At 63.7% G+C, this 22,808-nt stretch carries 20 protein-coding genes; 18 read left to right on the top strand and 2 right to left on the bottom strand.

The window, feature by feature from the left end:
* Positions 1-52 precede the first annotated feature (52 nt).
* From AC04PH_RS16935 to AC04PH_RS16900, 8 genes are all read left to right on the top strand, one after another.
* A complete protein-coding gene (locus tag AC04PH_RS16935) occupies positions 53-1,066 on the top strand; it encodes a hypothetical protein (protein ID WP_483067019.1) in 1,014 nt (337 codons plus the stop codon).
* Complete coding sequence (locus tag AC04PH_RS16930; RefSeq protein ID WP_483067018.1) at positions 1,066-4,995, top strand: hypothetical protein; 3,930 nt, start codon at positions 1,066-1,068, stop codon at positions 4,993-4,995. The genes AC04PH_RS16935 and AC04PH_RS16930 overlap by 1 nt, the downstream gene beginning before the upstream one ends.
* Positions 4,996-5,047: 52 nt before the next feature.
* Positions 5,048-7,297, top strand: coding sequence for an acyl-CoA dehydrogenase (locus AC04PH_RS16925; RefSeq protein ID WP_483067017.1), 2,250 nt, complete (start codon positions 5,048-5,050; stop codon positions 7,295-7,297).
* Positions 7,294-8,589, top strand: a complete 1,296-nt coding sequence (locus AC04PH_RS16920; protein WP_483067016.1) for an acetyl-CoA C-acetyltransferase — start codon at positions 7,294-7,296, stop codon at positions 8,587-8,589. The genes AC04PH_RS16925 and AC04PH_RS16920 overlap by 4 nt, the downstream gene beginning before the upstream one ends.
* Positions 8,589-10,664 (top strand): 3-hydroxyacyl-CoA dehydrogenase NAD-binding domain-containing protein, encoded by a 2,076-nt coding sequence (locus AC04PH_RS16915; RefSeq protein WP_483067015.1) that lies wholly within the window; start codon positions 8,589-8,591, stop codon positions 10,662-10,664. The genes AC04PH_RS16920 and AC04PH_RS16915 overlap by 1 nt, the downstream gene beginning before the upstream one ends.
* Entirely contained in the window at positions 10,657-12,489 is a 1,833-nt protein-coding gene (locus AC04PH_RS16910) for an acetyl-CoA hydrolase/transferase C-terminal domain-containing protein (RefSeq protein ID WP_483067014.1), read from the top strand. The genes AC04PH_RS16915 and AC04PH_RS16910 overlap by 8 nt, the downstream gene beginning before the upstream one ends.
* Before the next feature lie 98 nt (positions 12,490-12,587).
* The gene (locus tag AC04PH_RS16905; protein ID WP_483067013.1) at positions 12,588-13,301 is read left to right on the top strand and encodes a cytochrome c oxidase assembly protein; all 714 of its coding nucleotides are present in this window, start codon (positions 12,588-12,590) and stop codon (positions 13,299-13,301) included.
* Complete coding sequence (locus AC04PH_RS16900) at positions 13,298-13,810, top strand: CopD family protein (RefSeq protein ID WP_483067012.1); 513 nt, start codon at positions 13,298-13,300, stop codon at positions 13,808-13,810. Before AC04PH_RS16905 ends, AC04PH_RS16900 begins: the two co-directional genes overlap by 4 nt.
* Here AC04PH_RS16900 and AC04PH_RS16895 read toward each other — a convergent pair.
* Positions 13,762-14,307, bottom strand: a complete 546-nt coding sequence (locus tag AC04PH_RS16895) for a DUF2231 domain-containing protein (protein ID WP_483067011.1) — start codon at positions 14,305-14,307, stop codon at positions 13,762-13,764. The genes AC04PH_RS16900 and AC04PH_RS16895 overlap by 49 nt on opposite strands.
* A 54-nt stretch (positions 14,308-14,361) precedes the next feature.
* Between AC04PH_RS16895 and AC04PH_RS16890 the strand changes: the two genes are divergently transcribed.
* From AC04PH_RS16890 to AC04PH_RS16845, 10 genes are all read left to right on the top strand, one after another.
* Positions 14,362-14,970 (top strand): cytochrome c oxidase subunit II, encoded by a 609-nt coding sequence (locus AC04PH_RS16890; protein WP_483067010.1) that lies wholly within the window; start codon positions 14,362-14,364, stop codon positions 14,968-14,970.
* Entirely contained in the window at positions 14,967-17,435 is a 2,469-nt protein-coding gene (locus tag AC04PH_RS16885) for a cbb3-type cytochrome c oxidase subunit I (protein WP_483067009.1), read from the top strand. Before AC04PH_RS16890 ends, AC04PH_RS16885 begins: the two co-directional genes overlap by 4 nt.
* Positions 17,432-17,737 carry a hypothetical protein gene (locus AC04PH_RS16880; protein ID WP_483067008.1) on the top strand — a complete coding sequence of 102 codons (306 nt, stop codon included), beginning with the start codon at positions 17,432-17,434 and terminating at the stop codon, positions 17,735-17,737. Before AC04PH_RS16885 ends, AC04PH_RS16880 begins: the two co-directional genes overlap by 4 nt.
* The gene (locus tag AC04PH_RS16875; RefSeq protein ID WP_483067007.1) at positions 17,626-18,402 is read left to right on the top strand and encodes a MarR family winged helix-turn-helix transcriptional regulator; all 777 of its coding nucleotides are present in this window, start codon (positions 17,626-17,628) and stop codon (positions 18,400-18,402) included. Before AC04PH_RS16880 ends, AC04PH_RS16875 begins: the two co-directional genes overlap by 112 nt.
* A complete protein-coding gene (locus AC04PH_RS16870) occupies positions 18,399-18,923 on the top strand; it encodes a ricin-type beta-trefoil lectin domain protein (RefSeq protein WP_483067006.1) in 525 nt (174 codons plus the stop codon). The genes AC04PH_RS16875 and AC04PH_RS16870 overlap by 4 nt, the downstream gene beginning before the upstream one ends.
* Positions 18,916-19,269: a hypothetical protein gene (locus AC04PH_RS16865; RefSeq protein WP_483067005.1), complete on the top strand. Its 354-nt coding sequence runs from the start codon at positions 18,916-18,918 to the stop codon at positions 19,267-19,269. Before AC04PH_RS16870 ends, AC04PH_RS16865 begins: the two co-directional genes overlap by 8 nt.
* Positions 19,266-19,874: a DedA family protein gene (locus tag AC04PH_RS16860; protein WP_483067004.1), complete on the top strand. Its 609-nt coding sequence runs from the start codon at positions 19,266-19,268 to the stop codon at positions 19,872-19,874. The genes AC04PH_RS16865 and AC04PH_RS16860 overlap by 4 nt, the downstream gene beginning before the upstream one ends.
* Before the next feature lie 35 nt (positions 19,875-19,909).
* Positions 19,910-21,397 carry a multicopper oxidase family protein gene (locus tag AC04PH_RS16855; protein WP_483067003.1) on the top strand — a complete coding sequence of 496 codons (1,488 nt, stop codon included), beginning with the start codon at positions 19,910-19,912 and terminating at the stop codon, positions 21,395-21,397.
* A gap of 142 nt (positions 21,398-21,539) precedes the next feature.
* Positions 21,540-21,998, top strand: coding sequence for a carboxymuconolactone decarboxylase family protein (locus tag AC04PH_RS16850; RefSeq protein ID WP_483067002.1), 459 nt, complete (start codon positions 21,540-21,542; stop codon positions 21,996-21,998).
* 4 nt (positions 21,999-22,002) lie between these two features.
* Entirely contained in the window at positions 22,003-22,500 is a 498-nt protein-coding gene (locus AC04PH_RS16845; RefSeq protein ID WP_483067001.1) for a peptide-methionine (S)-S-oxide reductase, read from the top strand.
* Positions 22,501-22,531: 31 nt separating this feature from the next.
* Here AC04PH_RS16845 and AC04PH_RS16840 read toward each other — a convergent pair.
* Positions 22,532-22,808: ester cyclase (locus AC04PH_RS16840; RefSeq protein WP_483067000.1), on the bottom strand; the 277-nt coding region annotated here is incomplete at its 5' end.

Raw genomic sequence — 22,808 nt, 5'->3', positions numbered from 1 at the left:
CATGTGGTTTGGCGATAGTCTTGTCGCTCAATCGCGTTGGGGGGGAACCGGTATGGGAAAAGCGATCTTGGCCGCCGTGGGGATCGGTGCAGTCTTTGCCGCCGGAGCGGCGCACGCGCAAGACTGTCAGGACCCGCTGACTGTGGAACAGATCGGCACGGTCAAGGCCGTGCTGGACGGCGAGACCATCACCCGCGAGGTGCTGAGCTTTCGGATCGAGGATTTCCTGTTCGGCGATATCGAGAGTTTCGGCTCTGCCGCCTATCTGCGCGACGCGACACCGGTTGACCCGTTCTTCAACGTCATGTCCATCACCGCCTTTCCACCCGGCTATGGCGACCGGGTGACGGCGTCGATCTGCGGTGAGGACGTGCTTGAATTGCTGGACGCCTATACCGCCCTGCTGGAGGCGCAAAGCGTCCTGGGCGGCGCGTTGGCCAGCGTGTCCCCGAGCCAATCCACGTTGCGCAACCTGATGATGATGCAAAACGCGGCACGGCTGACCCCGGAACAGGTGGATGCCATCAACGCCGCCTGGGCCGTCATCGACGATTTCAACAGTCGCCTGCCGGATCGTGAGGGCGCGTTGCATCTGACCCTGCGCATCGCGGGCACAAGCGAGATGGCCATCGTCAACGACCAGACGATTGACGATGCCACCCGGCAATCCCTGTGGACCCGCCTGCAGTCGCCCGCGTTTCAGGCGGCGCTGGACAACCCCGCCGACCTTCCCTGCCCCTGCGCGATGGACGTGGTCGAGGCGCATGTGTTCGGCGCGGATGGCCCGCCCTTCATCGCCGCCAGCCAATCCTGGGGCACCGCGGACGCACGCAACGCGGCCTTCACCGCCGTGCTGGACAGCATTAGCACCAACTCCGAAGGCGGCGTGGACGTGCGCGGCCAGTTTTCCGGCGCGCTGGTCACGATGACCCCCAGCGGGGCAGAACCGGGTCCGCTGGGCATGATCGACATGGACAGGGGCGACACCTATGCCCCCGTCAGCGGCACCTTCGTGATCGACGGGATGCAAAGCGGCACGCTCGCCCGGCTGCCCAAGGTATTCTGATGCGCGCCCTCGCGCTGAACCTTGCCCTTTGTGCAATGCTTACCGGCGGGATGGCCGGGGCGCAGCCGGTGCAGACCGGATCGGAGTTCAAGCAAATCCGCGATGTGCCGGTGCGGGTTACCCTGTCTGGCGATTGGGAAAACTATGTCGCCGAATGCGAGCTCGATCTCTTCATCACGCGCCGTTCCTTCGACACGCTGCCGGATTTTGTGGACATTGCCGTCTGGGGCGGAATTTTCGATGCCGGTTTCTTTCTGGGCGAGGACGGCACCGGCGGGGCGGTGTCGAACTACGTCGAACACAGCGGTGAGGTCGATCTGACGCCGTTTGTGTCGGGCGATTTTGTGACCGGCGAGAACTGCGATTTCGCCACGGCCAACCGTCCCGACATGGTGGTCGCCCGGATCACGCGGATCAACAATGCCGCAGAGGCCTGCGGCATCGCCTTGGGCAATTTGACACTCCAGCAGGCTTTTGACCCAAACACCCCCCGGCCGGCCCAATGCACCTATTACGAGGCATTGCGCGACGCCTACGCCAGAGATCTGATGCTGACCGGAATGGACATGCAGCAAATGAACGACTGCATTGTCGAGGATGTTTTCGGACAGCTGAGTGCGAGTTGTCAGGCTTGGGCGGAGGACATGGGCGGCCGGATCGAAAGCGCGCTGGCGCTGTGCGAGCTGGCCGCTCCGCCGCAGGCGTCGCTCACCGTGCTGGATCCCACGCCAGAGACATTTCGCGCACTATATACTTACCGCTACGTGCGCCCCGACTGCGCGGCGTTTATCGTCTCGGCGCAGATCAACCCCAGCGAGGCGCCGTTCACGATCGAACAGGTGCAGCCTGCGCCCGACGCCTGCCTTGTGGCCGATTACGTCGACCCGCAGTTCCGTATCGTCACCAACGTGGCCGCCGACACCGACCGCCTTGCCGACACCATCCGCCTGCGCAGCCGGGCGAGCGGGCAAGAGCAAACCGTGCCTGCCACGATCACTGCAAACGGGTCCTTATTGGACATCACGCCGGACGCGCCGCTGATCCCCGAGGCGTTCTACTGGGTCGAGGTGAAAACCGGCGAGGACGGTCTGCTCAGCAAGACTGGCGATCCGCTGACCGATCTGGCCCCCCTGCCCGCCACCTCTGCCGACAGCACGCGGATTATCCCGACATCGCGCGATCCCGATTTCATGCCCGTCATCTGGTTTCACGCGGCCCCGTTTTCCGCGGGCGATCCTGACAGCTTCGACCGGTTCGGGGTCGAAGGTGGCGTCTATCAGGTCAGCCGCGACGCCCCGCTTTTGCGCGACAGGCCGACCGCCACGCGCGTCTGGCTGGATTGGCCGCAGGACACCTCGACCATCCCCGATCAGGTGCAGACCCTGTGTACCGAGGTGACGGTGTACAACCACCTTGACGATGAACTGCTTTATCTTCCCAAGCGGTTCGATGCCAAACCCACCGCCAGCTATACCGCCACCGAGCGCCGCCACGCCGAGGATACCGCCAACCTTTTTGGCTGGCGGCCGGAGGACAAACCAACGCAACTGCGCATCGAGGTCACGCCAAGCCATTACTGGCACCGCCCCGACGCGACCAGCCCGCCCCCGGTGCTGGAACACCTGCACCCCGTTTCGATCAGGCCCGAGCGGGCGGCGACGCTGACCCTCAAGGTCGGCTACCTGCGGGCGTTCGATTTTGCCGACGGGGTCACGCCCGATATCCTGACCAAGATGCTGCAGCACGCCGACGCCGGGCGGCGGTTCCTGTGGCAGACCGCTCCCGCGGGCGCGGTGGACATGCAGGTGATCGGCAGTGTCAGCCTTGCGTCGGTGGGGCTGGACGATCTGGCCTACTTTGCCGAGATCGCGGACCCGGATCTGTTCGACAGTGCCCTTTTCACATCCCGCAACGTCGATTGCGCACAGGGCAATTGCCTGTCGCTGGAAAAATACCGGGACTACTATTTCGAACATATCCCGCAACGCGCCGCACAGGCTTTTGCCGAACAGCATTGCCACGACGCCGATCATATCTGCCTGCTGTTCGTGCCCGGTGTGCTGCGCAGTCACGAGGATATGTCGGGGACCGTCGGCGTGCGGGCGATCTATCTGTCCAGCGCGATCTTCGGACATGCCACGCGCCTTGCCGGTGATCCCACGGGGGCGCAGACCGGCCCCACCTATCTGGCCAACGGCGCCGATGTCGCGCACGAGGTTGGTCACAGCTACGGCCTCAATCATGTGCCCCTGCGGGTGGCGGGCAACGCCGACTTCAAAGACTTTGCCCAGGCCAACCTGTCCTTTCCCGGCATCGACGGTGTGCGCATGGCGCTGCACGGGCAGTCGGGCGTTTTCAAGAGCACGGCAACCGGCAATCCCGAAGTGCCTGCGCGGCTGGGTCCGCTGATGTTCCCAGGTGTGATGCCCCACGGCACCCTGCACATTCTCGACGATCACTATGCCGCGTGGATGGACAGGCTTTACGGCGGCGTCGCGGCACAGCAGTTCGGCAACTTCGACCATACCCGCGTCAGCCCGCTGTCGTCGCAAACCTATGCGCAGATCAGGGACAGCCTGCCCGCGTCGCGCCTGACGATCATCGGCGACGATCCCTTGCCGGACACCGCGCGCATCACCCGGCGCGTGGGTTACTCGGCACCCAATCCGGCGGGCGACCTGGGTCTTCTGGTGCGACTTGGTGCGCTGACACAGGATGACGCGCGTATCCTCGGCACCATAGGCGCGCCGGAACGGTTCACCGCGCAGGTGAACGACGATCCCCTGCCCGATGCGGTCATCCCGTACCGGCTGATTGCCGAGGGGCCCGGTGGTGTTCTGGCGGAAATGCCCGGGCCCGTCACCCATCCCGCTGGTATGGCGGGCGAGGCCGTGTCGCACGACATCCGCCTGTTCCTGCCGATCGCAAACCTTGATGCCGTGACCCGCCTGCGCCTGACGAACGTGGAGGGCGAGACGCTCTGGTCGCACACCATCGCGCCCCTTCCCGCAGAGCTTCCCGTCACCGTGCAGACCGACCCGAACGGCCCGACGACCATCGACTGGCCAAGCGAAGGCACGACGACCCGCGTGGCGGTGACATTCCAGCCGGATGGTGCGCAGACTGCCCGCACGCTGGGCGGCACGACGGATACCGGCACGTTCCAATTCGATGCGGTGGCCGCTGGTCTGTCGGGTGCGGGCACGCTGAGCCTGACGTTCGACAACGGTCTGGCGCAACGCGATTTCACCTTGCCCGCGCAGTTTGCGACACCGCTGCAGGCGCTCGATGTCCGGCAGGATGGTCCGCCCGCACAGCCGACGGTGTCGGTGCTGTTCAACCGTGCCCTGGCCGCTGCGCCCCCCGCGTTCATGCTGCAAACGCTCGAAGGTGACAGTGACACTTCCGTGCGCGCGGTCGTGTCGGGTGATCTGTTGTTTCTCACGCCCGAGGTGCCGCTCCTGCCCTGCCGCGACTACATGGTCAGCGCGACCGACCCGCTGCGTGACAGCGCGGGGAACGCTGCACGCGCGCAACCGGCCTGGCCGGTCAGCGGTCCGCAGGACAGCGCCTGCGCCGAGGCACCACCCGTGGCGCAGCCCGATACGATCTCCATCACGCGTGGTGATCAGGCGCGCGCGATGACCATTGCAGCGGTGACGCAAAATGATGACGGCACCATCGCGCTCGATCTGGGGCGGCAGACGATCATCCTCGACATGCCCGACCCGGCCACCGGCCCGCACGGGTTCATCAGCGCCGACCGCGGCACGGACCGGCAGACGCTGATCCTGCGCTTTGCGGATGATGCGGAGACGGACTCCGGACAGATCGCCGTCATAACCGGCGAAAGCGGCGCGCGGCGACTGGTATTCGATGCCCGATCCGGCGACGCGCGCTACAGCGGCGAGATCACGATACAGAACTAGGCTCGCGGAACCATCCCCCCGGGTCGGATGTTCGATTAAGGGAGGTCCCGATATGACCAGTTTTCGCGCACGCACATTGACCAAGCCTATTCACACATGGGCCAAAGGAATTTTGCCGACACTGTCGGATACGGAAAGCGAGGCGCTGAACGCCGGTGAGGTGTGGTGGGAAAAGGAGCTGTTCTCGGGAAATCCCGACTGGTCCAAGCTGCATGCCGTAAAGGCGCCGAAGCTGACGGAGGAAGAACAGGCGTTCTTCGATGGCCCCGTGCAGGAGCTGTGCGGGATGCTGGACGACTGGCAGATCAACCACGAAACCGGCGATCTGTCCCCCAAGGTCTGGCAATTCCTGCGCGACAAGAAATTCTTCGGCATGATCATCCCGAAGGATCACGGCGGGCTGGCGTTTTCTGCCTTCGCCCATTCGGAAATCGTGCGCTACATCTCGACCCGTTCGGTCGCCGCCGCCGTCACCGTGATGGTGCCCAACTCGCTGGGGCCGGGTGAATTGCTGCACCAATTCGGCACCGACGATCAGAAACATTACTGGTTGCCGCGGCTGGCCGACGGACGCGAATTGCCCGCCTTTGGCCTGACCAGTTCCGAGGCCGGGTCCGACGCCGGTGCGATGATCGACAGCGGCGTGGTCTGCAAAGGCCAGTGGGACGGCGAGGAGGTGCTGGGCATTCGCCTGAACTGGGCCAAGCGCTATATCACGCTGTCGCCGGTCTGCACCGTGCTGGGCCTTGCGTTCAAGATGACCGATCCCGACGGCCTGCTGGGCGATCAGCCCGACATCGGCATCACGTGTGCGCTGGTGCCGACCGACCTTGAGGGCGTGGAAACCGGGCGGCGGCATATTCCGTCGTCGACCATGTTTATGAACGGGCCGACCACGGGCACCGACGTGTTTATCCCCATCGACAACATCATCGGCGGGCCGGACTTCGCGGGCAAGGGCTGGATGATGCTGATGTCGGCGCTGGCCGCCGGACGCGGGATTTCGCTGCCCTCGATGGGTTGCGCGGCAATCGCGCTGTCGGCCCACACCACCGGGGCCTACGCCCGCATCCGCCAGCAGTTCAACCTGCCCATCGGCAAGTTCGGTGGTGTGCAGCGACGTCTGGGGCGGCTGGCCGCCGATGCCTATATGATGGACGCCGCCCGCCATCTGACCTGTGCCGGGCTTGACGAAGGCCGCGCGCTGTCGGTCGTGTCGGCCATCATGAAGGCGCACGCGACCTTCAAGATGCGCGAGGCACTGAACGACGCGATGGACGTGCATTCCGGCAAGGCCGTGATCGACGGGCCGTCCAACTACCTGCTGCCGCTCTACCGTGCCGTGCCCATCGGCATCACGGTGGAGGGGGCCAACATCGTCACCCGGTCGCTGATCATCTTCGGGCAAGGGTCGATCCGCGCGCATCCACACATGCTCGACAACATGCTGGCGCTGCAGGAGGACGATCCGGACACATCGCTCGAAAAATTCGACAAATCGCTGTGGGCGCATGTCGGTCACACCACGAAGACCATCTTCCGGTCCTTCGGACGTGCGATCACCGGCGGCCGGTTCGCCCCGGCCCCCGACGCGGGCAAGGCCACGCCGATCTACCGGCAGCTGTCGCGCTGGTCGGCGGCCTATGCGCTGACCGCCGATGTGCTGTTCCTCACGCTGGGCGGCGCGCTCAAGCGCAAGGAAATGATCTCGGGCCGGATGGGCGATATCCTGTCGGATATGTATATCCTGTCCGCCGCCCTGAAACGGTGGGAGGACGAAGGCCGGCAAGAGACCGATCTGCCGGTGCTGAACTACGCCGCCGCCGATGCGCTGCACCGGATACAGACATCGCTGGACGAGGTCATCGCCAACATGCCCGCCCGCTGGGCCGCGTGGATCCTGCGCGCGATCACCCTGCCCGGTGCCACGACGCGCAAGCCCGACGACCGGCTGGTCGCGGAATGCAGCGATCTGATCTACAACCCCTCGCCCACCCGCGACCGGATCACCGGGCAATTGTTCGAGGGGTGCCACCGCGACGGCGTGCAGCTGCTCAACACCTGTTACGCCAAGGTGGTGGAAATGGCCCCAGTGATGAAGCGCCTGCGCGACGCCCGCAAGACACCGCAGGAGGCGCTTGAAGCCGGTATCCTGAGCGACGCGGAAATGGCCGAGATCACCGAAATGCGAAAGCTGGTGGATGAGGTCGTGGCGGTGGACGAATACTCGCGCGAGGATTTCAACGCGCTGTTTCCCAACGCGGACGCGCAGGACTACGCCCCCAAGGAGGCCGCAGAATGACCGACCCGCAAAAGCAGCGCGTCTATCTTGTCGATGGCGCGCGAACCCCGTTTCTCAAGGCCCAGGGCAAACCCGGCCCGTTCACCCCTGTCGATCTGGCGGTGCAATGCGGGCGGCCCCTGCTGGCGCGGCAACCGTTTGACCGCAGCGCGTTTGATCTGGTGATCCTGGGTTGCGTGAACGTCATCGCGGACGAAATGAACCCCGCCCGCGTGGCCGGTCTGCGCCTTGGCCTGCCGGAAAAGACCGTTGCCTTCACGGTGCAGATCAACTGCGGATCGGGGATGCAGTCCATCGACACCGCCTACCGCTATATCCGCGACGGTTCGCACGACATGATCCTTGCGGGCGGGGCAGAGGCATTGAGCCACGCGCCGCTGACACTGCGCCAATCCGCCGTGGAATGGTTCGGCCAGATGAACGCGGCCAAGGGGCCATTGGACTACACGCGCGCGATGGCGGGCATCCGGCCCGAGTTCTTCAAACCGGTTGTTGGCCTCGAACGCGGGTTGACCGACCCGATCACCACCCTGTCGATGGGCCAGACGGCAGAGGTGCTGGCGCATCATTTCGGCATCGACCGCAAGACCGCCGACACCTACGCGATGCAAAGCCATCACCGCCTTGCCGCTGCACATGATGAGGGGCGTTTGAAGGACGAACTCATGCCCGCCTTCGACCGTGACGGCAAAGTCTACGATCACGACGACGGCGTGCGCCCGGACAGCGACATGGAAGGGCTGGCCAAACCCAAACCCGTGTTCGAGAAACCCTACGGCAAGGTCACGGCGGGCAATTCCAGCCAGATCACTGATGGCGCAAGCTGGTGTATCCTCGCCTCGCAGGCCGCCGTGGACAAGCATGGGCTGGAACCGTTGGCCGAAATCAAAGACAGCGAATGGGCGGGCCTCGATCCGTCGATCATGGGGCTGGGGCCGGTCATGGCCTCTACCCCCATCGCGCGGCGCAACGGGCTGGGCGTCGACGACATCGACCTGTGGGAATTGAACGAGGCGTTCGCCGCACAGGTGCTGTCCTGCCTGGCCGCGTGGAACGACGCCGACTTCTGCCGCGAAGTGCTGGGCATGGACGGCGCTTTCGGTCGCATCGACCGCGACCGGCTGAACGTGGACGGCGGCGCGATATCCTTGGGCCACCCCGTCGGCACCAGCGGCAACCGCATCGTGCTGCATCTGGCCAACGCCATGAAGGACCGCGGCGCCAAACGCGGCATCGCCACTGAATGTATCGGCGGCGGATTGGGCGGCGCGATGTTGCTGGAGGCTGTGTGATGACCGGGCATGTTCTGAAATTTCTGGGCGAGACGAAGCTGGAACTGGGTCCCGTCGGTGACGCCGATGGCAACTGGCGCACGGGCCGCGACGATGCCGGCGTGCTGTGGCTGGTGCTGGACAAGCAGGGCACCGGCACGAACACCGTGTCCGAGGACGTGATCCGCGGGTTGGATGATCATATCGCGGCGGCGGAGGCCGATCTGCCCAAGGCGCTCGTGATCCGTTCGGCCAAAAATGCGGGATTTGCCGCCGGGGCGGACATTTCCGGCTTCGAAAAGATGACGGACGACGGGGCCGCCGACTTGCTGCATCAGGCGCACGCCGTTCTCGACCGGATCGAAAACCTCAACTGCCCCACGATCTGCGTCGTGCATGGTGCTGCGCTTGGTGCGGGGTTCGAACTCGCGCTGGCCTGCGACTACCGTATCGCCACCCCCGGCGCGTCCTTCGGGTTCCCCGAGGTGCAGCTGGGCCTGCATCCCGGCCTTGGCGGCACTTTCCGCCTACCCGCGCTGATCGGCCCGACCGACGCCATGACCATGATGCTGACCGGCAAGACGGCGCACACCAAACGCGCCAAGTCGCAGGGCATCGTCGACGCCGTGGTCGAGGAACGCCATGTCGCCGCTGCCGTGGCCGCCGTGATCGACGGCAAGGTGGACAAGCACGAACCGGGCATGACATCCCGTGCCTTCGGCTTCGATCAGGCGCGCAGCCTGGCCGCCCGCAAGATGCGCAGCGAGACCACGAAAAAAGCACCGAAGGAACATTACCCCGCCCCCCACGCGCTGATCGACCTGTGGGAAGAACACGGCGACGACCGCGACGCGATGCAAAAGGCCGAGGTCGACAGTTTCGCCCGCCTGCTGCAATCGGATACGTCCCGAAACCTGCGCCGCGTGTTCTTTCTGCGCCAGGCGTTGAAAGACGCGGGCCGCGGTGACGACGGCATTACCCACGTCCACGTCATCGGCGCGGGCGAAATGGGGGCCGAGATCGCCGCCATGGCCGCGATCAAGGGCAAGACCGTCACGCTGGGCGATATCGAAACCGACCCCTTGGGCCAGGCCGTGAAACGTGCCGCGAAAATCTGCAAGGACAAGCACCTGAGCGACATCGAAACCCGCGACGCGCTCGACCGGATGATGCCCGACCCGCGTGGCTATGGCCTTGCCCACGCCGATCTGGTGATCGAGGCGGCGACGGAAAAGGCCGACTTGAAGGCCAAGATCTACAAGGGTCTGAAGGGCAAGCTGAAAAAGGACGCGATCCTTGCCACCAACACCTCAAGCCTGTCGGTCGATGAACTGGCCACGGGCGCGCCCGCCAAGTCGCGTTTCGCCGGGCTGCATTTCTTCAACCCCGTGTCGCGCATCGATCTGGTCGAGGTCATCAAGGGCAGCGCCACCACTGACAAGAGCGCCAAGCGCCTCGCCGCCTTCTGCGGGTCCATCGGCAAACTGCCTGCACTGGTCGGCGACTACCCCGGTTTCGTCGTGAACCGCGCGCTGGTGCCCTACATGCTGGAGGCGATGGTGCTGATGGACGAAGGCGTCAGCAAAGAGGTGATCGACACCGCCGCCCTGCGTTTCGGGATGCCGATGGGGCCGGTCACGCTGGCCGATCAGGTCGGCCTCGACATCGGGCTGCACGTGGCCGAGAGCCTGTCGCACAGCCTCGAAAAACCCATGCCGCCGATCAGCGACGATCTGCGCAAGAAGGTCGAGAACGGTGACTTGGGCAAGAAGACTGGCCGCGGCTTCTACGACTGGTCCGACGGCACCCCCCACCCCGACGCGGACATGGACGACGCCCCCGCGGACCTGACCGACCGGCTGATCCTGCCGATGCTCGACGCCTGCGTCGAGGTGTTGCGCCGGGACGTGGCCAAGGACGCCGACCAGATCGACGGCGCGATGATCTTCGCGACCGGCTGGGCCCCGTTCCGTGGCGGGCCGATGCATTACGCGAAACAACGCGGTGTGGACGAGATCACCGCGAAACTGCGCGAGTTGGAACAGGCGCACGGCCCCCGCTTCGCCCCGGACGAGGGCTGGTCCAGCCTTGGCTGACGGCCCCGTGGTCCACACCGACGCCTCCGAATTGGCGCGGGCGATCTTTGACCGGGCAGGTGGTGAAATCCGGCTGGCCCTGCCGCTCGGGCTGGGCAAGCCCGTCACGCTGGTCAACGCGCTGGTGCAGGCAGCGGTGGACGATCCGGCGCTGCGGCTGGACATCTTCACCGCCCTGACCCTGCAACGGCCCGACGCGTCGTCGGACATGGAACGGCGGTTCTTGGAGCCTGCAGCCGACCGTCTGTTCGGCACCACGCCGCCGTTGCTCTACGCCCAGATGATCAAGGACGGCACCCTGCCCGACAACATCACCGTGTCGGAATTCTTCTTTCAGGCGGGCAGCTGGCTGGGCAACGACTACGCGCAGCGGCACTATATCTCCGCCAACTACACCCACGCCCGCGACGTGCTGATCGCACAGAAACCCAACGTGCTGGCGCAACTGATGCCGCGCGAGGGCGACCGATTCAGCATGTCGTGCAACACGGACATTTCCGCCGACCTGTTCACAAAACGCGCGGCGGGCGAGATGGATTTCATCGCGGTGGTTGAGGTGAACGACGCCCTGCCCTTCATGGACGGCCCCGCGGTGGTGGCCGCCGACCGGATCGCCATGGTCCTCGACCCGCCAGACCAGATCGACCTGTTTTCCGCCGTGCGCCGCCCTGTGTCTGACGCACAGCACGCCATCGGCCTGCACGTCTCGCGCCTGATCCCCGACGGCGGCACGCTGCAGATCGGCATCGGTGCGATCGGCGACGCGGTAGCCAACGCTCTGTTGCAGCGCGAGGCGGATAAGCTGGATCAAGTCTGGTCGACAAGCCCCCTGCCCCTGACCGGCGATCACACCGCGCCTTTCCAAAAGGGCCTCTATGCGGTCACCGAAATGCTGGTCGGCGGGCTGCTCGCCCTGTTCGAGGGCCGCGTGCTGCGCCGCGAGGTTGACGGTGCCGCGATTCACGCCGGTTTTTTCGTCGAAGCGCGGGATATGTACGAACGCCTGCGCGCGATGCCCGCAGACCAACGCGCCAGGATACAGATGATGCCCGTCAGCTTCACCAACGCGCTTTACGGTGACGAACAAGCGAAACGCGCCGCACGCACCGACGCGCGTTTCGTCAACGGCGCGATGCAGGTCAGCCTGCTGGGCGACGCGATGTCGGATGCCGCCAAGCCCGGACAGGTCGTCAGCGGCGTCGGCGGGCAGTTCAATTTCTTCGAACAAGCCTTTGCGCTGAAGGACGCCCATGCCGTGCTGACCCTGCCCGCCACGCGGAAAAGCGGCGGCAAGACGAGTTCGAACATCGTCTGGCAACTGCCCGTCACTACAGTGCCACGTCACATGCGCGACGTGGTGGTGACGGAATACGGGGCCGCGCATCTGCGCGGGCAAACCGATGAAGAGGTCATCAAACGTCTGATCTGCATCGCCGACAGCCGGTTTCAGGACGATCTGCTGAGGCAAGCAAAGGCGGCGGGCAAGCTGGCAGGGGACTGGCAGGTGCCCGATTGCTACCGCAACAATACGCCGGAAACGATTAAAGAGTGGCTGGCCCCCCATCGGTCTGACCTGTTGCCGGATTTCCCGCTCGGTACCGATTTTTCGGATATCGAGCGTGTGCTGCTGCCTGCCTTGTCAAAGCTGTCACAGGCGACGGGCAGCAAGCGGGCGCTCCTGGGCCTGATCGCGGCGTCCGTGACCCGTAGTCCCCATCCGCAGGAGGCCGCCGCTATGGAGCGTATGGGGTTTGTCCCCTCCCCGCGTCTGAGCGAACCCTTGCAGGCGCGCGCCTTGCGCGGCGCATTGCGCTGTGTGACCTGACGCTGTGACGCGCAACGCTTGACCATACCGCATACACACGCGACCATCGCCCTGCGGTTTCGGGAAACCGCAGGGCACGAGAACTGGAGCGGTAACCCTTGTTGAACGGAACGTGGAACACGATCTACTGTGGCCCGCCCCCGGGTCCGGCACAGCTTTGGTCCGGTTGGAACCTGGATCCGGTGCTGTTGCTGGCGCTCGCCGTGCTGTGCTGGCGTGTGCGGCGCAGCCCGTCGGGCCTTTGGGGCGTCGCGGTGCTGGTGGTCGCGTTCGTGTCACCGCTCTGCGCGCTGTCTTCGGCCCTGTTTTCCGCGCGCGTCGTGCATCATGTTCTGCTGATCGCGGTGGCGGCACCGTTGTTCGCGCGCGTCCGACCTGCGCGAGATTCGGCGCATCCGGGACTGCCTTTGGCCCTGTCCTCGATTATCCTGTGGGGGTGGCATGTTCCGGCGGCCTATGACCTCGCCTTGTCGAACGTCGCGGTCTATTGGGTGATGCAGATCAGCCTGCTGGCCTCGGCCGTCTGGTTCTGGCGAGCGGTGTTCACCCCCGGACGTTCGCCGACGGACGCGCTGTCTTTCATCGTGATCGCCTATGCCCAGATGGGCATGTTGGGCGCGGTTCTGACATTCGCGCCCGACCCGCTTTACGCCGCGCATGTCATGTCGCCCTATCTGTGGGGCGTGACGCCGCTGTCGGATCAACAGTTCGGCGGTCTGGTGATGTGGGGACCTGCGGGATTTGCCTATGCCGTTCTTGGCGGCCTGGTCGCACGGGGATGGTGGGCGGACTTGCGCCGCGCGCAGGTATGAACGACTGGCTGATCTGGTTGATTCCGCTGTTCAAGGCCGGACATATCTTCGGTCTGATCGTCTGGTGCGGTGGCCTGATCGCGATGCCCCTGATGTTGTCGCGGCACGATCCAGCCGTCACGCCGGTCGACTACAGGCGCATCCGCAAGGCCACCCATCTGACCTACACGCTTGCGGTGACACCCGCCGCCGTGCTGACCGTGATCGCCGGAACCTGGCTGATATTCATGCGCGGCACCTATTTTCCGTGGTTCTATGCCAAACTCGCCTTCGTGGTGCTGCTCGTGGGGGCGCATATCTGGATCGGTGACGTGCTTGTTTCGGTTGCGGAAAGTGCCGGTCGCAAGCGCCCGCCCCGCCCCTGGCTGCCGATGGCCGCCGTGCTGTTGCCCGCGACGTGTATTCTGATCCTCGTGCTGGCCAAACCCGATCTGGGCTGGCTTACATTTCCCGACTGGCTTCAGGAACCCTTGGACGCCGACTTTCCCCTCGACGTGCCCAGATTGTAGTCAAAGACGAGTTTCCCGCCATGCCACCCCGTGACCATCACGACCAAAACGCTGAGCGCCGAAAGCGTGATGCCCCAGGGCAGAACCGCGCTCTCGTAGCCCGACAGGCGATGGCCCCAGTTGGCCCCCATCAGCGCAAGGGCGGTCACGGCGATGATGAAATGCGTCCAGGCCGGAGCGCGGGCGCGGATGCCCGGCACGAACAGGATTTCAGCGGTGCCCGAAAAGCCCGAGAACATACCGAAGATGAAACCGGTGCCGATGGCCCAAAGGGCCGCGCGCGCCCAGAATGTCTCGCCGGTGAACCAGTACATGATGTCCGCGCCGAAGCCGCAAAACGTCAACGCGACGGGAAACGCGACGCTCATCGCGTGGATCGGATGACCGAAGATCGCAACGCGGGATTCGGTCAGGTCATGGCCGGGCAGTTCCGCGATGGGGTCGATCAGTTCGGGCGCGTCCGGCGTCTCTTCGGTTTGCGGGTCTTTGTCGGTCATCTCAGGCTCCTGTGCATCGGGGCGTTGATCCTCACTACAGGGTGCGACGGGGCCTTGTCGATTGTCGACCCCGCCGGACCGGCTGCCCGCGATATCGCGACGCTGTGGTGGGTGATGCTGGCGGGTGCGGTGGCGATCCTGGGGTTCGTCATGGTCCTGCTGGCACTGGCCTTTCACAGCAAACCGGCCGCGGGCGACGATGCGACGCGGGAACGGACGTGGATCGTCGGCCTTGGCCTCGGGTTTTCCATGGCGGTGCTGGCGGCATTGCTGGCATACGGCATTGCCGTCGGTGGGCGGCTGACCGCCCCGTCGGCCGATGCCGTGCAGGTCACGGCCCTGGCACGGTTGGATGGCTGGACCTTCGGTTACGGTGAACGTGCCGACACCACGGGCACGCTGCACATCCCCGCCGGACGCGATGTCGAGGTCGCCATCACCACCGGCGACATCATTCACAGCTTCTGGGTGCCGCGTCTGGCGGGCAAGATCGACGCCATCCCGGGTCACGTGAACACGCTGCGCATCCACGCCGACACACCCGGTCTGTACGAAGGGCTGAGCGCCGAATACAGCGGACCCGGCTACCTTGACCGACGGTTCCAGGTGCGCGCCCATGACGCCGATGGCTGGCAAACCTTTCTGCGCGGAGACACCGAATGAACGCCCTGCAGCGGCACCGCAAACTGCACGCGATCTGGGCGTCCGACACGGGCTTTCGCGGCTGGTTCAGCACCGTCAGCCATACCGATCTGGGGCGCATGTTCCTTGTGACCGCTTTCTTCTATTTCGGCGTCGCGGGCGTGTTGTCGATGCTGATCCGCGCGCAACTGGCCACGCCCCATTCCGCCTGGGCCAGCGAAGAGGTTTACGCCCAGCTGTTCACCATGCACGGCACGATCATGATGTTCCTGTTCGCGATCCCCGCGATCGAGGGCATGGCCGTCTATCTGGTCCCCAAGATGCTGGGGACGCGCGATCTGGCCTATCCACGGCTCACGGCCTACGGCTTCTGGTGCTATGCGTTCGGCGGCGCGATGATGCTGGCCTCGCTGGTGCTGGGGCTGGCGCCGAACGGCGGCTGGTTCATGTATCCGCCGCTGACGGGGGGCATCCACGCGCAGGGGATCAACACCGATTTCTGGTTGATCGGGATCACCTTCGTCGAGATTTCCGCGATATGTGCCGCGGTCGAACTCTGCGTGTCGATCCTGAAATTCCGCGCACCGGGCATGTCGCTCGACAAGATGCCGATCTTTGCCTGGTACATCCTCGTCACGTCTCTGATGATCCTGACGGGGTTCCCGCCGCTGATCCTCGGCTCGATCCTGCTGGAATTGGAACGTGCCTTCGGGCTGCCGTTCTTTCAGGCGGATCTGGGCGGCGACAGTCTGTTGTGGCAGCACCTGTTCTGGCTCTTCGGGCATCCGGAGGTCTACATCATCTTCCTGCCGGCCGCCGGCATCCTGTCCACGCTGATTCCCGTCATGGCGCGCACGACCCTGCTGGGCTACGGCTGGATCGTGGCGAGCGTGGTGGCACTGGCTTTCCTCAGCTTCGGGCTGTGGGTGCATCATATGTTCACCACCGGCATCCCGCACATGGGTGTCGCGTTCTTTTCCGCCGCCTCGACGCTGGTGGCGGTGCCGACGGCGGTGCAGGTGTTCGCATGGATCGGCACGATGTGGAAAGGCCGCCCCGAGCTGCATCTGCCGATGCTACATATCCTCGGCTTTTTCATCACTTTCGTGATCGGCGGGCTGACCGGCGTGATGGTCGCCATCGTACCGTTCGACTGGCAGGTGCATGACACCGCCTTCATCACGGCACACCTGCATTACGTCCTTTTCGGCGGCTTCGTTTTCCCTCTTTTAGCGGGACTGTATTACTGGTTACCGCTGGTCACGGGCCGCAGACGGTTCTTCAAACTGGGCGAGACGGCCTTTGCCCTGATCTTTGTCGGATTCCACGGCACGTTTCTGGCGATGCATGTGCTGGGCCTGCTGGGCCAGCGTCGCCGTATCCACACCTATGACGCCGATGCAGGCTGGACCGCGATCAACCTGACCGCGTCGATCTTCAGTTTCATCATGGCGATCGGGCTGGGGCTGGTTTTGGTCGATATCATCATCCACCTGTTCGTCGCCGTGCGCGGCAAGCGCAGCCCTTGGGGCGCGGGCACGCTGGAATGGGCCACGATGTCGCCACCGCCGTCCTATAATTTCGCCAGCCTGCCGCACATCACCTCGCGCGAACCCTACACCGACAACCCGGCGTTGCCGGATGAACTGGCGCGGGGTCTGGGGTATCTCGGTGATCCGCAAGGCGACCGACGCGAAACGCTGATGGTCGATGTCGCCAGCGGCACCCCCGAAGCGATGGTCATCTATCCGCCGAACACCACACTGCCGATCAGGATGGCCGCCGTGACGGGCGTGTTCTTTCTGTCGCTGCTGATCAAGCAATACTGGATCACGCCGTTTGCTGTGATCGGCGTCGCCGCATTCGCGTGGTACTGGGTCTGGTCGCTGGGCGCGCGTTCGGATGCCGGTCCACAACCCACGGGTCGGGATACAGAACTGCCGCTCGCGACGGAAACGACCAGATCACAGGGATGGTGGGGCAGCACGTTCCTGCTCGTCGCGAACGCGACGTTCTTCGGGTCGTTGCTGTTCGGCTATGCGTTTCTGGCCACCATCGCGCCGGGTTGGCCGCCGCCGGTCTGGCTCGATCAGTGGTGGCCCGAACTGATCGCCGGCCTGCTGGCGACCCTTGCCGCGCCTGTGTTGGTGCGTATCGCCCGCACCCGCCTGTCCCTACCGCTGTTCGGCACGACACTTGGCGGCATGCTGCTGCTGGCACTGTGCCTTGGATCGTTGATGTGGCGCACACCCGACCCGACAGCCCATGCCTATGGCGCGACGTTACTGGTGCTGGGCGGATACGGGCTGTTCCATGCGGCTCTGACCGTGCTGATGTTGGCATTCGCGATACTGCGGCTGAAACGCGGATATGTCTCACCCGTGCGGGCGGCGGAACCCGCCATCGTGCAACTCTGGGTCGACTACACCGCCGCCGTGGGTGCCGCATGTCTGATGATCGCCCACGTGCCGGCGCTGCTGACATGAGGGACGTGCTGCGCATTCTGATCCCGTTGCTGCTGTGGCTGGCCGCGTTCAGCGCGATCTACGGGCTGCACGGGCTGGCCTGTTCGCAACATTCGAATGTGCTGAAACAACTGCCTGCCAACAGCGTCCTGATCGGTGCATGGATCGTCGCGATCTGCCTGCAGACCGGCGTATTGATCGGCCTTTACAGATGGCCCTCGCAATCGACGCCGATCCAGCGCATCACCACGATGCTTGGCTGGACCGCCATCGCGGCGATGTTGTGGTCGCTGTTTCCGGTGCTTTTGCCAGGCTGCACCTAGAAGATCATCCGGTCACGAACGAGCCGGACACGCTGGCGGCGTTTGACCGACGCGACATATCAAAAGCTGCCGCGCCGCATCCGAAATTTCCAATGCTGCATAATGAAGCAGTGTCTCTTCTAATTTACCTTGGACTCAAGGTAAATTCCTGTATCATGCTGTATATGTCCAAAAGCCGCTTCAAATTTCATTCTCTGCTGCACAGCGCCAGCATCATCGACAAGCGGCTGGACACGCTGCTGACGCCAATCGGGATCAAACCGAAGCAGGCACGCATCCTGAACGTTCTGAAACGGATCGGCCCATCCTCACAAAAGGTGTTGGCCGAACAATTCGACGTCACCTCCGGCAGTATGAGCACCATGATCGACAGACTTTTGGCTGCCGGTCTGGTACATCGCGAAAAGCACCCGGACGACAAGCGCACTGACGTCATTTCACTCTCCGAGCGTGGACGCGATGTGCTGGTCGAGGTTCGTGACGTCTGGCAAGAGATCGACGATTTGATCGTCGAAAGGCTTGGCACCGAAAAAGCCGCGATATTCAACGAGTTGACACGAGAGTTGAAGTACGCGCTCGGCGGGCGGGTGATCGGCCATCCTGATCATCCGGTCCAATCGAACGGCCAGGCCCAAAAACAACACGTATCCGAAAGAAAGACATGATGGAATCCTTGCGACTTTGCCTTATCGGATCATTCGTTCTTGCATCAGGTGCCGCCGTCGCCGAAGCACCGAACCTACAGACGCCGGCACCGGTAATCTATCTGGCCGACACCCTCGATGAGGCCGACAAACTGGGATGGTGCATCGACACGTTGGGTCGCGGTTTCGCGGAGACGCTTCAGGCACACTCCTGCAAACCGCAAGGCGGGGATGTGCAATTCACCTTTGAACCGGAAACCGGCTTGATCCGCTCGGTCGCCTTTCCCGAGTATTGCGCAGAGCACACACCGCATGCCGCACTGGATTTTGCTCTGACGCGCTGTGATCCCGCTTTGGTCGCCCAGCAGTTTACTTACGATCCCGCAACCCGCGCCATATCGCCGACCGATGATACGACCCTGTGCATGCGTGTCGGGGCGCAAAGCCACCGGGCAGGGCCGTTCATGTCCCGGCCGCTAGAGATGGCTGCTTGCGCCCAAACACCCGCCGAACTGCGAGAATGGGTGGTGCGCGATGGCTGAGCGTCGGATGGCCGCTTTTGTCCGTGAGAACTGGATGCTTCTGTCAGTCTTTCTGGTGGCTGTCGTTTTCGCTCTGTTCATGGCGTCGCGCGTGTTTCTGGATTTCCTCTATTTCAACGATCCCCAAAACGTCGATGTCGATCTCAAGCCGTGGATGACACCGCGCTTCGTGGTGCTGACATATGACCTGCCACGCCCCTTCGTTTTCGAGTTGCTGTCGCTCGATCCAGAGGAAGACGCGGGTCTTCGCTTGCGCCGTATTGCTGAGCGTGACGGGATCACCATGGATGAATTGACCGTTCGTGTCCGCGAAGCGGCCGAGCGATACCGGGCCGAACAGGAATGACCGAGACCGTTCTCGCCCTCATTCCGGACTACGGGCTGTTCATCGTGTTTGCGGTCGTTGTGCTGGCTTGTATGGCCGTGCCGTTGCCAGCCTCGGTGCTGACACTGACCGCAGGGAGCTTTGCTGCAGTCGGTGACCTGTCATTGCCTTTGGTGCTGCTGACGACCTTCGCCGCATTCGTAATCGGAGACCAGATGGCGTTCCTGCTGGCACACCGATTTGGCCGCAAATTGATCGTCCGCTTCGCAAACTCGCCCCGCATGGGCCCTGTCATTGCGCGGAGCGAGAATATGCTGGCCCGCCGGGGTGCGACCGCCGTCTTGCTCAGCCACACGATCTTCAGCCCCACGTGCCCCTATGTGACCTACCTCAGCGGTGCGGGCGGCTTGTCGTGGTCGCGCTTTACGGCCGTGGCGCTGCCGGGCGCTGCGGTCTGGACGGCGGGTTATGTCGGGCTTGGCTATGTCTTTGCCACCCAGCTAGAGCAGGTGGCCACGCTGATCAGCAACTTCTTCGGTGTCGTGCTGGCAGGTGCCGTCGCGGTCGCCGCACTGATGCTTTTGAAAAACCGATGGAAAGCGGCGCAGACCCGCACTGTCGCCTAAGCAATTTCGTCACTTCGTCGATCGGGAGATCAATCATGCTCAAGACAAGCCGCCGCACGTTCCTTGCGGGATCGACCGCCTTGATTGCAACGGGTCTGATGCTCGGGCGTCCCGCCACAGCGCAATCGAACCCGACAGTTTTGACTGTTGCAGGATCAGACGGCGCGTTCACCTACAACGGGAAATCGCCGGGACCGACGTTTCTGATGGACCCCGGCGATACGCTGGATATCGAGCTGGTCAACGATCTTGAACCCTTGCACGACGACTGCACCGACGACGTGAACCAGTTTCACGGGCTGCATACGACCAATCTGCATACTCACGGGCTTCATGTGTCCCCGACGACGGATACGTCAGGTGAATTCGATGCGGACAACATTTTCGTCAACGTCACACCGCGTGGCCAGTTTGTGCCGTGTGAGGAAATCTGCGGCGCTGAAGTGGCAGATGTGTTCCGCGAACATCGTAACCAATTCCGGTTTGAGATCGGCCCCGATCATCCATCCGGCACGTTCTGGTATCACGCGCACAAACACGGTGCGACGCAAAGTCAGGTCGCGGGCGGTCTGGCCGGGCCACTGATCGTGCGCGACAAGCCGGGCAGCATGCCCCCGTATATCGAACAAGCCGAAGAAAAGACCTTCATGCTCATGAACCAAGGGCTGGTTCTGGTGGACCCCGAAGGCGGAGGAGAGGTCGATCCGACGCTGACGCTCCGCCCCGGCGAGGTGCAACGCTGGCGCATCATCAACGCGCAGGCATCAGGTATCGGGGGCGGGTCGTTTGCGCGGATTTCGACAAATGTGCCCGACCTCGAGATGTATCAGATTGCCTTTGACGGCCTGACGCTGCCACGACGGTTTGCGATTGATCAGTATGACCGGGATGAGCCGTGGGAAAACCCTGCTGCCATGGCCCCCGGCAACCGCATGGATCTGATGGTGCGCGTACCTGCCGACGCGGACGAACGGGGCTTTATCGTCGATCTGGGCGCGTCGATCGCCGATGGTTTGGCGTTCACCTCGACGGTCGAGCGGATCGTCCTCAACATCGAGATCACAGGCGATCCGGTGGATCACCTGTGGTCGGACGACCCCGCGCTTCCAGCCGTGATGCTCGAAGACTTCGACGACACCCCGCTTCGTCGGCGGGTGATCAATTTCCAGGGCGGCTTTCAGATCGACGCAGAGCAATACTCCGGCGAGACGAAGCATGTCATGACGCTTGGAACGGCCGAAGAATGGACCATCGAGAATAACACCAATGCAGTCCACGCCCACCATATCCACGTCAATCCGTTCCTGATCACCCATATCAACGGTGTCGCACTTTCACGCGATGATCCGCGCCGGCGTTGGCAGGACACGATCGCACTGCCGTTCAGCGACAACACCGGCCCCGGCAGCATTACCTACAAGACCCGATTCGCGGAATTCACCGGCAAGTTTGTCATTCATTGCCACATCCTGCGTCACGAAGATCGCGGCATGATGCAGACCGTGGAAATTGTCGAAGCGTAGCGCATATTTTTTTCAAAACAAGTTGAAGTCCGATGTGCGACACATCTGACAGCCCGCCGCTGACGGCCGTGGAGAGTATGGCGGTTCCATGCATCGGATCGTGCCGGTATCAATCACAGGAAACCCCAAGGGAGGCTGAAAAATGGACGTCGATTTCAAGAACACGCGCTTCGATCCCGATCTGGTCGAGTTCCACGGCATCGCCAAGCAGATGGCGGCCTCGGTCGGTTACACGGCGGACCTGTCGGTGGACGGTCAGCTGGCGCAGTTGCTGCGGCTGCGCGTCGCGCAGATGAACCCCTGTTCCTATTGCCTGATCCTGCACACACAGGCCGCGCATGATCAGGGCATCGCGGTCGAAAAGGTCGCCCATCTGGCAAGCTGGCGCGAAAGCACGATGTTCTCTGGCCAGGAACAGGCCGCGCTGGCCTATTGCGAGGCGCTGACCGCATACGACCTGCGCGATTTTCCCGGTGCCCACGACGCGCTGGCCGACCACTTCGATGAAAAGGCCATCGCGGAAATCGCAGCGATCGTCATCAACATGAACCTCTGGACCCGCTTGAAACTGGCGCAGGGCCAGGTTCCCACGGCGGGCTGAGGGGATGGCGCTGGTCGGGTTCGGCGGTGGCTGCCACTGGTGCACGGAGGCGGTGTTCCAGTCACTGCGCGATGTGGATTCGGTGTCGCAGGGGTTCATCCGGTCCACCCCGCCGCACGATACGTTTTCCGAGGCGATCGAGGTCACGTTCGACCCGGGCGACATCGCGCTGGAGGCGCTGATCCGGGTCCATCTGGCGACCCATGCCAGCACCGCCGATCACCGGATGCGCGGCAAATACCGCAGCGCGATCTACGTGCCGGATGATGCCATGGGTAAGCAGGCCCGCGCCGCCGTGCATGACGTCGCCCGCGAGACCGGCCTTGGGTTTGTAACGCGCGTTCTGCCGCACGCCGGCTTCAGACCGTCCGACGACCGGTTCCGGAACTACCACGCCCGCAATGCCGAGCGTCCGTTCTGCAAGACCTACATCGACCCCAAGCTTGCAACGCTCCGCCGGGAATTCCTGCCGCTGCTGAAAACCACGGAGCGCGAAACATGACGTTCCTGCGCTGAACGATCCAAACGGCGGATCAGGCCAGCGGATCGTCGTCGCCCAATACCGCGCTGCCCCTGTCGGCCATCTGCGCCAGCTTGATCTGCATCAAGAGCGACATCTCGTCGATGTTGGTCCATTCGTCCACGACCTTGCCGTCGCGCACGTGGAAATGGCTCATCCCCATGACCTGCAACCGCTTGCCGGTGGGCGCGCCCAGCTCTTCGAACACGCCCCAGCCCAGATGGTGGCCTTCGACGATCCAGCGCACTGCGTATTTCACGCCGCCCTCCTCGCAGGGGACGGAACAGATG

This window comes from Yoonia sp. KMU-150, from assembly GCF_056858355.1.
Note: the sequence above shows the minus strand (reverse complement) of the source record. Positions and strands in the feature narration are given on the sequence as shown.

What these genes read in the sequence shown, in the direction of transcription:
- AC04PH_RS16930 (WP_483067018.1), top strand. Translation starts at nt 1,066, where the DNA reads ATGCGCGCCCTCGCGCTGAACCTTGCCCTTTGTGCAATGCTTACCGGC.
- AC04PH_RS16845 (WP_483067001.1), top strand. Translation starts at nt 22,003, where the DNA reads ATGGCGCTGGTCGGGTTCGGCGGTGGCTGCCACTGGTGCACGGAGGCG.
- AC04PH_RS16870 (WP_483067006.1), top strand. Translation starts at nt 18,399, where the DNA reads ATGATGGAATCCTTGCGACTTTGCCTTATCGGATCATTCGTTCTTGCA.
- AC04PH_RS16895 (WP_483067011.1), bottom strand. Translation starts at nt 14,307, where the DNA reads ATGACCGACAAAGACCCGCAAACCGAAGAGACGCCGGACGCGCCCGAA.
- AC04PH_RS16885 (WP_483067009.1), top strand. Translation starts at nt 14,967, where the DNA reads ATGAACGCCCTGCAGCGGCACCGCAAACTGCACGCGATCTGGGCGTCC.
- AC04PH_RS16865 (WP_483067005.1), top strand. Translation starts at nt 18,916, where the DNA reads ATGGCTGAGCGTCGGATGGCCGCTTTTGTCCGTGAGAACTGGATGCTT.
- AC04PH_RS16880 (WP_483067008.1), top strand. Translation starts at nt 17,432, where the DNA reads ATGAGGGACGTGCTGCGCATTCTGATCCCGTTGCTGCTGTGGCTGGCC.
- AC04PH_RS16915 (WP_483067015.1), top strand. Translation starts at nt 8,589, where the DNA reads ATGACCGGGCATGTTCTGAAATTTCTGGGCGAGACGAAGCTGGAACTG.
- AC04PH_RS16850 (WP_483067002.1), top strand. Translation starts at nt 21,540, where the DNA reads ATGGACGTCGATTTCAAGAACACGCGCTTCGATCCCGATCTGGTCGAG.
- AC04PH_RS16860 (WP_483067004.1), top strand. Translation starts at nt 19,266, where the DNA reads ATGACCGAGACCGTTCTCGCCCTCATTCCGGACTACGGGCTGTTCATC.
- AC04PH_RS16925 (WP_483067017.1), top strand. Translation starts at nt 5,048, where the DNA reads ATGACCAGTTTTCGCGCACGCACATTGACCAAGCCTATTCACACATGG.
- AC04PH_RS16900 (WP_483067012.1), top strand. Translation starts at nt 13,298, where the DNA reads ATGAACGACTGGCTGATCTGGTTGATTCCGCTGTTCAAGGCCGGACAT.
- AC04PH_RS16855 (WP_483067003.1), top strand. Translation starts at nt 19,910, where the DNA reads ATGCTCAAGACAAGCCGCCGCACGTTCCTTGCGGGATCGACCGCCTTG.
- AC04PH_RS16875 (WP_483067007.1), top strand. Translation starts at nt 17,626, where the DNA reads ATGGCCCTCGCAATCGACGCCGATCCAGCGCATCACCACGATGCTTGG.
- AC04PH_RS16920 (WP_483067016.1), top strand. Translation starts at nt 7,294, where the DNA reads ATGACCGACCCGCAAAAGCAGCGCGTCTATCTTGTCGATGGCGCGCGA.
- AC04PH_RS16935 (WP_483067019.1), top strand. Translation starts at nt 53, where the DNA reads ATGGGAAAAGCGATCTTGGCCGCCGTGGGGATCGGTGCAGTCTTTGCC.